Below are 10,287 nucleotides of genomic sequence, written 5' to 3'. Positions count from 1 at the left end.
CTCGCCGCCCGGCGGCCGCAGACCGGTGTCGCGCAGCCAGCGGCCGTGCAGATCGGGGTCGCGCTCGGCGGCCTCGGTGAAGGTGAGCCCCTCCCAGTCGCCGAAGTCGGTCTCGATCAGGTCCTCGTCGACCTGCACGTCCAGCCCCAGCGCGTCGGCCGCCGCGGATGCGGTGGCGTAGGCCCGCTGCAGCGGCGAGGTGACCACCGCCGAGATGCCGCCCTTCTGCGACAGGTAGCGGGCGGCGTCTGCGGCCTGCCGCAGACCACCCTCGGTCAGTTCGGGGTTACCACGGCCGGAGTACTTGCGCTGGACGGACAGCTCGGTCTGGCCGTGCCTCAGCAGCAGCAACCGGGTCGGTCCGCCACGGTTGCCGGTCCAGGCCGACGGCGGCATCGCGACCGCGCCCGGCGGCGGATCCGCCGCCCGCTCGACGGTGTCCGCCGGCACACCGGCCGCTGCGGCGTCCATCGCCTCGTTGGCCAGGCGATCGGCATGTTTGTTGCGCTCGCGCGGGATCCACGAGTAGCTGACGGAGGCGAACGTCGACGCCAGCGCACGGGCCTGCTGATGCAGCTCGGCCATACCGGGGTGCTTGACCTTCCAGCGGCCGTTCATCTGCTCCACGATCAGCTTGGAGTCCATGAAGACGTCGACGTCGGTGGCGCCCAGCGTGCGGGCCTCCTCGAGTCCGGCGATCAGGCCGCGGTATTCGGCGACGTTGTTGGTGGTGTGTCCGATGGCCAGCTTGTGCTCGGCCAGCACCGCGGCGCGGTCAGCCGACAGGACCACACATCCGAAACCGGCCGGGCCCGGGTTCCCGCGGGACCCCCCGTCGGCCTCGATCAGAACCCTCACGGACGCACCAGAATGGCGCGGCACTCCGAGCAGTGCAGCACCTCGTCCGCCGGGGCGGCCGAGATCCGGCCGATCTCGCCGCGGTCCAACTCGATCCGGCAGGCGCCGCACCGCCCGGCCTCCAGCCGTCCCGCGCCGATACCGGATGCCGCACGCCGGTTCTCGTACAGCTCGAGGAGTTGACCGTCGATGGTCGCGGCCAGCTCGACGCGGTGGGCGGTTCGTTCGGTCCGGCTCTCTTCGACACCCGCCAGCGCCTCATCCCGGGCCTGCCGCGCCGCGGCCGCCTCGATATCGCAGTCGTCCAGTCGGGCCTGGGCGTCGGCCTGCTCACCGGCGAGTTGTTCGCGGCGTTCCATCACCTCCAGCAGCGAATCCTCAAGGCTGGCCTGGCGGCGCTCCAGGGTGCCGAGCTCATGCTGGAGTTCCTCGAGCTGCTTGGCATTGACCGTGCCGCCGTCCAGCAGGCCTCTGTCGCGATCCTCACGCTTGCGAACCCCGTCGACCTCGGCCTCGAGCCGGGCGATCTGGGCGTCGACGTCCTCCAGCGCGACATCGAGAACCGCCACCCGGTCGGCGGCCGCACGCTGATCCTCCAGCGCCTTGTCGTAGCGCTGCTGCTCGGGCAGGTGAGCGGTGCGATGCGCCAGCCGACCCAGCTCGGCGTCGACCTCCGAGAGATTCAGCAGTGAACGTTGCTGTGCTACTTCACTTTTCAATGTAGGACTCTCATATCTCGATATTCCAGGGATCGGTGCGCAGCGCACATACGGTGACGGGCAGGGCGGTGCCGAACCGCCGGCGGAGCAGCTCTGCGGCCTGCTCACACCAGGGGAACTCACTGGCCCAGTGCGCAACGTCGACGAGTGCGACGGCACTGCGGCGCCGGTGTTCGTCGGCGGGATGATGACGCAGATCGGATGTGACGTAGGCCTGCACACCGGCTGCGGCGGCCGCACCCAGTAGCGAATCCCCCGCCCCGCCGCTGACCGCGACCCGGGAAATCAGCGCATCGGGATCCCCGGCGCCCCGCACCCCCCAGGTGGTTGCCGGCAGGGCGGCCCGGACCTGTGCCACGAAGTCGGCGAACCGCTGCGGTTGCGGCAGCCTGCCGATGCGGCCGATCCCGACACCGCGCGGCAGTGGCTCGAGACTCAACACATCGAAGGCCGGCTCCTCATAGGGATGAGCCGCCCGCATCGCCGCCAGCACCTGGGACCGGATGCCGGCCGGCGCGACCACCTCGAGGCGGTCCTCGGCGACCCGTTCCACCGCGCCGACGGTGCCGACCGCCGGTGCCGCACCCTGCCCGGGCAGGAACTGACCGGCCCCGGTCACCGTCCAGCTGCAGTGTGAGTAGGCCCCGATCTCACCGGCGCCGGCGGCGAACAATGCATCGCGCACCGCCGCGGTGGCGGTCTGCGGTGCGAACACCACCCACTTGTCCAGCGCCGGCGCGCCGGCGGCCGGATCCAGCACCGCCTCCACGGTCAGTCCCAACCGGTCGGCGAGCGCGTCGGAGACCCCGGGGCACGCGGCATCGGCATTCGTGTGCGCGGTGAACAGCGCCGCGCCCCGGCGGATCAGACGGTGGATCAGCGCCCCCTTGGGGGTGCTCGCCGCGACGGTGTCCACCCCCCGCAGCAGCAGCGGATGGTGAGCAAGCAGCAGACCGCGCTCTCCGACGGTGTCGATGACGGCGGCGGTCGGATCGACCGCGACGGTCACCGAGTCGACCGGATCGTCGGGGTCACCGCACACCAGGCCGACCGAGTCCCAGTCATGGGCCAGAGCGGGCGGGTAGGCCCCGTCCAGGACGGCGATGATCTCGGCCAGGCGCACGCTCATCGCAGCGCCTCGGAAACAGCGTCCACCAGAAGCGGCCACCGGGCCCTGACAGTCGCTCGCAGATAGCTGTCCCCCATGCCGATGAACGTATCGCACCGTCGCACCGCGATCCCGTTGGCGGACAGCCTTTTTCGCATCAGTGGCGCATCCGGAACCGCAAATGTCACGAACGGTGCGGAACCGTCGAGCACCGGCAGACCCAGCCCGGTGAGCGCGGCCGACATCTCGGTGCGCATCGCCGCCAGCTGCACTGCACCGGCCTGCGCCTCGGCCACCGCGGCCGGGGCACAGCATGCCGCGATCGCCTCCAGTTGCAGGGTGCCCAGCGGCCAGTGCGGCCGTCCGCCGGCGAGCCTGGCCAGCACCGCCGGATCACCCAGCGCGTAGCCGACCCGCAGCCCGGCCAGCGACCAGGTCTTGGTCAGGCTGCGCAACACCACCACGTCGGGCAGCCCCAGCCCGGCCATCGACTCGGGCTCGCCGGGCACCGCGTCGGCGAACGCCTCGTCGACCACCAGCAGGCGACCGGGGCGGCGCAGCGCCAGGATCGCCTCGCGCGGGTGCAGCACCCCGGTGGGATTGGTGGGGTTGCCCAGGACCACCAGGTCGGCTTCGCCGGGAACGACGGCATCGGCGATCCGGTACGGCTCGGGGAGCACCACATGCCGCAGTGGCACGCCCGCGGCGGTCAGCACGGCCTCCGGTTCGGTGAACGACGGTGCGATCAGGGCGGCCAGCGTCGGGCGCAGAGCGGGTAGCAGCGCGAAGCCCTCCGCGCCGCCGGCCAGCAGCAGCACCTGCTCCGGCGCCACACCGTGCCGCTGCGCCACGGCGGTGACCGCGGCCAGCTCGTCCTCGCGGCCGGGGTAACCGGCGAGGTCGTCGAGCCGGGCGGCCAGCCGCGCGGTCAGCCAGGCCGGGGGTCGTGCGTGCCTGACATTGACTGCGAAGTCGAGCATGCCCGGGGCCAGCGCCTGGTCGCCGTGGTAGCGCGAACCGGGACGCGGTAGTCCCCAGCCAGACTGCGCACTCACCCGAGCAAGACTAGTGCGCGACAATGGGGCGGTGACGTGCACGGCCACCGACGCCAACCCGCAGTTGGTGATCTTCGACCTCGACGGCACGCTGACCGATTCGGCCCGGGGCGTGGTGGCCAGCTTCGAGCACGCGCTGGCCACCGTCGGCGCCGCGGTGCCCGGCGGTGATCTGGCGGCGATGGTTGTGGGCCCGCCCATGCATGACACCCTGGTGGGCATGGGCCTCGGTGATCGCGCCGACGAGGCGATGCGGGCCTATCGCGCCGACTACACCAGCCGCGGCTGGGCGATGAACAACCTCTACGACGGCATCACCGATCTGCTGACGGATCTGCGGGCGGCCGGAGTCCGGCTGGCGGTGGCCACCTCCAAACTCGAGCAGACCGCGCGGCTGATCCTGGAGCATTTCGGGATCGCCCGGCATTTCGAGGTGATCGCCGGCGCAAGTCCGGACGGAAGCCGGGCAGCCAAGGCCGACGTGCTGGCCCACGCGCTGGCTCAGCTCGGCCCGCTGCCGGACCGGGTGGTGATGGTCGGCGACCGCGCCCACGACGTCATCGGCGCCGCCGAACACGGGATCGGCACGGTGGTGGTCGAATGGGGTTACGGCACAGACGACTTCACCGGGCCGGGGACCGCACAACCCTGCGCCTCGGTCGCCACGATGCGCGAACTGCGCGAAGCGCTGGGAGTGCCGGATGCCTGAGCCGCTACACGTCACATTCGTCTGTTCGGGCAATATCTGCCGCTCCCCGATGGCCGAGAAGATGTTCGCCCATCAGATCGCCGGCCGCGGGTTGGCCGACCGGGTGCGGGTCAGCAGCGCGGGCACCGGAGGCTGGCACAGCGGAGCCGAGGCCGACGATCGTGCGGTTCGGGTGCTGCACGATCGTGGTTACCCCACCGAGCACCGGGCCGCCCAGGTGGGCGACGAGCATTTGTCGGCGGATCTGGTGGTGGCCCTCGGCCGCAACCATTTTCGGATCCTCACCGACTGGGGTGTCGAGCCGGGCCGGCTGCGCATGATGCGCTCCTTCGACCCCCGATCGGGCGCCCACGCCCTCGATGTCGAGGATCCGTACTACGGCGATCACGCCGACTTCGAGGATGTCTTCACCGTGATCGATGCCGCGCTGCCGGGACTGCACGCCTGGGTGGACGCCCGACTCGCCGAGGACGGGGGACGCTGATGCGCCGCTGGGCGGGTTGGTTCGCACTGGGTCTGGTCGTGGCGGCCTTCGCGTATCTGTGCTTCACGGTGCTGGCGCCGTGGCAGCTCGGCAAGAACACCCGGACCACCCGCGAGAACAACCAGATAAAGGCGTCGCTGAGCGCTGACCCGGTTCCGGTGACAACGGTTCTGCCCCGGCAGGATTCGTCCGCGCCCGACTCGCAGTGGAAGCGTGCCACCGCCACCGGTCGCTATCTGCCCGGGATGACGGTGCTGGCGCGGCTGCGGGTCATCGATGGTGCGCCTGCCTTCGAGGTGCTCACTCCCTTCGCCGTCGAGGGCGGCCCCACGGTGCTGGTGAACCGGGGTTATGTGCGACCGGTCGCGGTCACCGGAGTCCCCGTCATCCCGGATCCACCGGCCGGCCCCGTCACCCTCACCGGCCGGCTGCGCGACTCCGAGACCGCCGGAGACAGGAAGCCGTTCCGCGAGGGCGGCTTTCAGCAGGTGTACGCCATCGACACCCGACAGGTCGCGGCCGTGACCGGGACGCCGTTGACCGGTTCGTATCTGCAGTTGGTCGACAACCAACCCGGCGGGCTCGGCGTCCTGGCGCTTCCCCAACTGGACGCCGGGCCGTTTCTTTCCTACGGAATCCAGTGGATCGCGTTCGGCATCCTGGCACCGATCGGGCTCGGCTATTTCGTGCTGTCCGAGATCCGAACCCGGCGCAGGGAAGCCGACGCACCCGAGACGCCGCTCACCGCCGCGGACAAGCTCGCCGACCGTTACGGCCGGCGACCGTGATCCCCACCGCGACGACGACCGCAGCCAGCTGAACAGCCTGCGACAGCCGAACCGCCCGGCGCAGATCCCCGACATCGGGCGAGCGGCCGTCGCCGAGAGTCGGACGGATCTCCAACTGGTGGCGGTACTGGGTGGGCCCGCCCAGCCGCACGCCGAGCGCACCGGCGAACGCGGCCTCGGCGACACCGGCGTTCGGACTCGGATGCCGGGCCGCGTCACGTCGCCAGGCCAGTACAGCCGCACTCACCGAACCGCCGGCCACCGGTGCGCAGAGCGCGGTCAGCAATCCCGCCAGCCGGGCCGCCGGATAGTTGGCGATATCGTCCAATCGCGCTGCAGCCCAGCCGAATCGGGCATACCGCGCCGAACGGTGACCGATCATCGCATCGAGGGTGTTGACGGCGCGATAGCCGAGCACACCGGGTAGCCCGGCCATCGCCGCCCACAGCAGGGGGGCCACTGTCGCATCGGAGGTGTTCTCCGCCACCGACTCCAGCGCCGCCCGGGTCAGTCCCGCCTCGTCCAGCGACGCCGGATCCCGGCCACACAGCGAGGGCAGCAGGTCCCTGGCCCCCGGTATGTCACCGGCGGCGAGCAGATCGGCCATCGCGGTTCCGGTGCGCGCCAGCGTGTTTCCACCAAGCGCCGCCCAGGTGCCGAGGCCGACAACTGCGACCCGCAGGGCGGAGTCTGCCGCACGGCCCTCGACCAGGGCGCCGGCGATCACCGCGCCGCCGACCAGCACCGAGGTGTGCAGCGCGCCGGCAGCCCGGCTGTCGCGGTAGGTGAGCCGCTCGACCCCGGACGCCAACCGGCCGAATCCCGCAACCGGATGCCCCCGCCGGGGGTCGGCGAACACACGATCCGAGAGGTAGCCGACCGCGATCCCGGCTGCCCGAGATCGACTGCGGGCAATCACCACCGCAGCGTCTCACACATGGTCTACTGCCCCTGTGTCTGCATCTGAGTCTGATCGCATTCTCACGGCCGGGACCGTCATCACGATGGACCCGGACCAGCCCAGGGCCCAGGCCGTCGCGGTGTCCGGCGGCAAGGTCGTCGCCGTCGGCAGCCTCGAGGAGTGCCGCCGGGCCACGCCGGGGGCCGAGGTCGTCGACACCGGGGCCGCCGCGCTGCTACCCGGTCTGGTCGAGCCGCACAGCCACCCGCTGATGAGCGGCGTTGCGCTCAACCCGCCGGCCCGCAACATCACCCCGTTCGAGTACCCCACCTGGGCTGACGTTGAGAAGGTATTCCAGCAGGCGATCGCCGGTACCGACCCGTCGATCCCGCTGCTGTTCTCCGGCTTCGACGCACTGCTGCATCAGCGGCCCGCGCCGAAGGCCGATGAACTGGACAGGACCTTCGGCGACCGGGTGGTCGCGATCGCCGACAACTCCGGCCATGGCGTGTACTTCAACACCGCGTTGATGAAGACCAGGGGCTGGGACGTCAATCCCCCGGCCGACCCGGTCGGTGGGAGTTTCGGGCGCAATCCCGACGGCAGCCTCGACGGTCAGGGATTCGAGTTGCCGGTGCTCATCGATGCGATCGGCGACATCATGGGCAAGCTCGGCAATCCGCTGGTGGCCGGTGCCCAGTACTACGCGACGATGGCCCGGGCCGGTTACACCTCAACCTCGGACATGACCTTCGATCTCAATTTGAAAGCCGGTTACGAGGCATTGGCCGCCGCGGCGTCCTGTCCGCTGCGGATCAGCATGTTCGAGGTGTCCACCAGCGACACCTATACCGAGCCGGTGAGCTTCGCCGGCGGGGACGGCTGGCTGATCAAGCAGGGCGTCAAGCTATGGACCGACGGCTCACCGTGGGTCGGCAACATCGGCATCTCGTTCCCCTATCTGGACAGCGACGCGACCCGGCTTGCCGGGATTGATCCGGCGAAAGCCGGTGGGCCGCAATCGATGAACTACACCCGGCCGGAGTTGGACGCCGTCCTGGACAAGGCCGCCCCCGGCGGTTGGCAGATGGCGTTCCACTCCAACGGTGATCTGGCCATCGACCTGGCGCTGGATGCCTACGAGGCCGCACTGAAACGGCACAATCTGCTCGGCACCGACCACCGCTGGCGGATCGAACATGCCGGCGCGGGCCGACGGCGACACTTCGACCGGGCGGCCAAGCTCGGCGTGTACATCTCGATGGCGCCGTTCCAGTACTACTACTGGGGCGATCTGCTTGACGGGCAGATGTTCGCCCCTGAGCACGGTGCCCCCTGGCAAGCGTTCGGCGAAGCCGCCGCCTCCGGTGCGGTGGTGTCGTTCCACAACGACGGTTCGGTGTCCCCGCCCTCGCCGATCCTCAACATCGCCACCGCCGTCACCCGGCGGACCCGATCGGGGTCGGTGCACGGCCCCGAACAGACGATGACCCTGGATCAGGCGCTACGGGCGCACACCATCGACGCCGCCCGCACGCTGCACCGCGACACCCTGATCGGATCGATCACCCCCGGCAAGTTGGCTGACTTCACCGAGTTGGCCGCCGACCCCTACGCCGTGGATCCGGCCACCCTCGCGGACGCGGCGGCGGTGACCGGCACCTGGCTGGCCGGCGAGCGTGTCGACCTGACCGCGTTTCTGGGCGCGGTCGGCGCCACCGATCCGACCGCGCATGCCGACCTGGCCACCCGGACGTCTCACCGCGGCTGCTGCTGAGGCCATCTTTTGTCGGACCCCCTCCGTATCGTCGTCGGCGGGGAGGGGAAACACATGGAATATGTGGTGGAGGTTGGGTCAAGTGAGACCTGGCCGGAGTATTTGCGTCGTATCGCCGGCGCGCAGACCCAGGCGCAGATCGCCGAACAGATCGGCATCGGGCGGCTGTCGGTGTGCAACTGGCTGCACGGTAAAACCCGGCCGAAGGCCGAGACCGTGATCATGGTGGCCCGGGTCTTCCGGCGTTCGCCTATCGAGGCGCTGCTGGCGGCGTCCTATCTCGACATCGGTGAGTTGGACCGGCCGATCGAGATCCGGGTGTCACCGAGTGAACTGACGGCCGAGGATCTGGCCGCGGAGGTGCGGCGACGGCTGGTGGCTCAGCAGATCTAGAAAACGACGGTCTGGTTGTCGAATCGGATGACCCGATCCTCGCAGTGCCACTGCACCGCGCGGGACAGCACCGCCCGTTCCACATCGGCGCCCAATCGGACCAGGTCCTCGATGCTGCGGCGATGGTCCACCCGGACCACGTCCTGCTCGATGATCGGACCTTCGTCGAGATCAGCCGTCACGTAATGGGCGGTGGCCCCGACGAGTTTCACGCCGCGCTCTTTGGCCCGCCGATAGGGCGACGCGCCGATGAAGGCAGGCAGGAACGAGTGGTGGATGTTGATCACCGGGCAGCCGACCTGGTCGAGGAAGGTCGGGGTCAGGATCTGCATATAGCGGGCCAGCACCACCAGGTCGACATTGCCGCGCAATAGGTCCAGCTGTCGCTGCTCGGCTTCGGCGCGGATGTCCTTGGTGGCCGGGATATGAAAGAACGGCACCCCGAATGGGCGGACCTGTTCGGCCAGGTCCGGGTGGTTACCGATCACCATCGCAATCGACATCTCCAGTTCACCGCGCCGGTCACGCCATAGCAGATCCAGCAGGCAGTGGTCCTCCTTGGAGGCCATGATCGCCACCCGTTTGGGCTTATCGGCTTCAGTCAGCCGGAAATCCATCTCGAACGGACCGGCGACCTGCTCGGCGAACGCCTTCTCCAACTCGTCGCGTGCCGCAGTCAGCCCGGGCAGATGGAAGATGGTGCGCTGCATGAAGACCCCGCCGGTCTCCTCGGTGGAATGCTGATCCAGCGAGATGATGTTGGCGCCGGCATCGGCCAGGAACGAGGTGATCGCCGCCACCAGTCCCGGCCGGTCGGCACAGCGCAGCAGCAAACGACCGATACAGCAGAGCGGAAGGGTTTCCCCTCTTCGCGGAAACTCGCCCCCAACAGGCCCGGCCATAACCACGTCCCTCGTCTGATCGAATAGTCTTCGCGCCCGCTGGCAAATTCCAGCGCGACCATCCTCAAGATACCGGACGCGTGCGGTGCCGCCGTCAGCGGAACCGGTGCCGGCCACCCGCCGGGCGGCCGAAGAAGTCGCTCCCGTCAGCGGAGTTGACCACGAAGGCCAGCTGCTCGCCGGTCAGTTCGGCGTGTAGTTCGACCTGAGTCATGCCAACCAAATTCGCCAGGTCAATTGGCCTGATCCCATAGCTGGCGGCGACTTTCGCGAGTGTGCTCATGGGATTACCGACCTCCCGCCGTTGGAACCGGATGAGGCTTCAGCCAAGCACCCACCCGGAACGGATTTCCAGCCTGCCGGATTGACGGACGGTGAACGCGACGCAAATCTTTCGGGATTGTGGGCGTGGACGGTATCGAACCGCCGACCGCTGGTGTGTAAAACCAGAGCTCTACCACTGAGCTACACGCCCGTGTCACGGGCAGCGCCCGGATCACGGGCAGGGTACCCGTCACTCCGACGGGTTACGAAATCGTGCGCTGCGCCGCAACACCATATCCAGCAGCCGATGCGTGCGAGGATAGATCGGT

11 protein-coding genes and 1 tRNA gene are annotated in these 10,287 nt (G+C 69.4%); 5 read left to right on the top strand and 7 right to left on the bottom strand.

The features are described 5' to 3' along the window. The 4 genes from ACR2JI_RS15600 to cobC form a co-directional block, all read right to left on the bottom strand. Positions 1-858, bottom strand: an 858-nt coding sequence (locus tag ACR2JI_RS15600; protein WP_526391566.1) for a bifunctional RNase H/acid phosphatase, incomplete at its 3' end; no start/stop codon positions are given. Further along, on the bottom strand, positions 855-1,577 hold the full coding sequence (locus ACR2JI_RS15595) for a zinc ribbon domain-containing protein (protein WP_526391564.1): 723 nt from the start codon (positions 1,575-1,577) through the stop codon (positions 855-857). The genes ACR2JI_RS15595 and ACR2JI_RS15600, both read right to left, overlap by 4 nt. Positions 1,578-1,587: 10 nt before the next feature. Beyond that, the gene (locus ACR2JI_RS15590) at positions 1,588-2,706 is read right to left on the bottom strand and encodes a Nif3-like dinuclear metal center hexameric protein (protein ID WP_526391562.1); all 1,119 of its coding nucleotides are present in this window, start codon (positions 2,704-2,706) and stop codon (positions 1,588-1,590) included. Beyond that, positions 2,703-3,740, bottom strand: coding sequence for an Rv2231c family histidinol phosphate aminotransferase CobC (cobC, locus tag ACR2JI_RS15585; protein WP_526391560.1), 1,038 nt, complete (start codon positions 3,738-3,740; stop codon positions 2,703-2,705). The genes ACR2JI_RS15590 and cobC overlap by 4 nt, the downstream gene beginning before the upstream one ends. A 31-nt stretch (positions 3,741-3,771) precedes the next feature. On the opposite strand from cobC, the gene ACR2JI_RS15580 reads away from it, so the two are divergent. From ACR2JI_RS15580 to ACR2JI_RS15570, 3 genes are read left to right on the top strand one after another with little or no spacing between them, the layout of a single operon-like run. Further along, the gene (locus tag ACR2JI_RS15580; protein ID WP_526391558.1) at positions 3,772-4,449 is read left to right on the top strand and encodes an HAD-IA family hydrolase; all 678 of its coding nucleotides are present in this window, start codon (positions 3,772-3,774) and stop codon (positions 4,447-4,449) included. Further along, positions 4,442-4,933 carry a low molecular weight protein-tyrosine-phosphatase gene (locus ACR2JI_RS15575; protein WP_526391556.1) on the top strand — a complete coding sequence of 164 codons (492 nt, stop codon included), beginning with the start codon at positions 4,442-4,444 and terminating at the stop codon, positions 4,931-4,933. Before ACR2JI_RS15580 ends, ACR2JI_RS15575 begins: the two co-directional genes overlap by 8 nt. Beyond that, positions 4,933-5,721, top strand: a complete 789-nt coding sequence (locus ACR2JI_RS15570) for an SURF1 family cytochrome oxidase biogenesis protein (RefSeq protein ID WP_526391554.1) — start codon at positions 4,933-4,935, stop codon at positions 5,719-5,721. Before ACR2JI_RS15575 ends, ACR2JI_RS15570 begins: the two co-directional genes overlap by 1 nt. Here the strand turns inward: ACR2JI_RS15570 and ACR2JI_RS15565 are convergent. Next, complete coding sequence (locus ACR2JI_RS15565) at positions 5,675-6,640, bottom strand: cobalamin biosynthesis protein (protein ID WP_526391552.1); 966 nt, start codon at positions 6,638-6,640, stop codon at positions 5,675-5,677. The genes ACR2JI_RS15570 and ACR2JI_RS15565 overlap by 47 nt on opposite strands. A 34-nt stretch (positions 6,641-6,674) precedes the next feature. Between ACR2JI_RS15565 and ACR2JI_RS15560 the strand changes: the two genes are divergently transcribed. Next, positions 6,675-8,399 carry an amidohydrolase gene (locus tag ACR2JI_RS15560; protein WP_526391550.1) on the top strand — a complete coding sequence of 575 codons (1,725 nt, stop codon included), beginning with the start codon at positions 6,675-6,677 and terminating at the stop codon, positions 8,397-8,399. Positions 8,400-8,453: 54 nt separating this feature from the next. Next, positions 8,454-8,792, top strand: a complete 339-nt coding sequence (locus ACR2JI_RS15555) for a helix-turn-helix domain-containing protein (protein ID WP_526391548.1) — start codon at positions 8,454-8,456, stop codon at positions 8,790-8,792. Here ACR2JI_RS15555 and purU read toward each other — a convergent pair. Both purU and ACR2JI_RS15545 read right to left on the bottom strand, forming a co-directional pair. Beyond that, entirely contained in the window at positions 8,789-9,694 is a 906-nt protein-coding gene (gene purU / locus ACR2JI_RS15550; RefSeq protein WP_526391546.1) for a formyltetrahydrofolate deformylase, read from the bottom strand. The two genes, ACR2JI_RS15555 and purU, sit on opposite strands and share 4 nt — an antisense overlap. A 403-nt stretch (positions 9,695-10,097) precedes the next feature. Beyond that, positions 10,098-10,169: transfer RNA gene (locus tag ACR2JI_RS15545), tRNA-Val, on the bottom strand. Positions 10,170-10,287: the final 118 nt, after the last annotated feature.

The organism is Mycobacterium sp. (assembly GCF_051006775.1).
Taxonomy (GTDB): domain Bacteria; phylum Actinomycetota; class Actinomycetes; order Mycobacteriales; family Mycobacteriaceae; genus Mycobacterium.
This window is presented reverse-complemented; position numbering and strand designations above follow the sequence as displayed.

Bases quoted from the DNA above. Each gene is read 5' to 3' on its own strand.
- ACR2JI_RS15570 (WP_526391554.1), top strand. From the start codon at position 4,933: ATGCGCCGCTGGGCGGGTTGGTTCGCACTGGGTCTGGTCGTGGCGGCC.
- ACR2JI_RS15555 (WP_526391548.1), top strand. From the start codon at position 8,454: ATGGAATATGTGGTGGAGGTTGGGTCAAGTGAGACCTGGCCGGAGTAT.
- ACR2JI_RS15575 (WP_526391556.1), top strand. From the start codon at position 4,442: ATGCCTGAGCCGCTACACGTCACATTCGTCTGTTCGGGCAATATCTGC.
- purU (WP_526391546.1), bottom strand. From the start codon at position 9,694: ATGGCCGGGCCTGTTGGGGGCGAGTTTCCGCGAAGAGGGGAAACCCTT.
- ACR2JI_RS15590 (WP_526391562.1), bottom strand. From the start codon at position 2,706: ATGAGCGTGCGCCTGGCCGAGATCATCGCCGTCCTGGACGGGGCCTAC.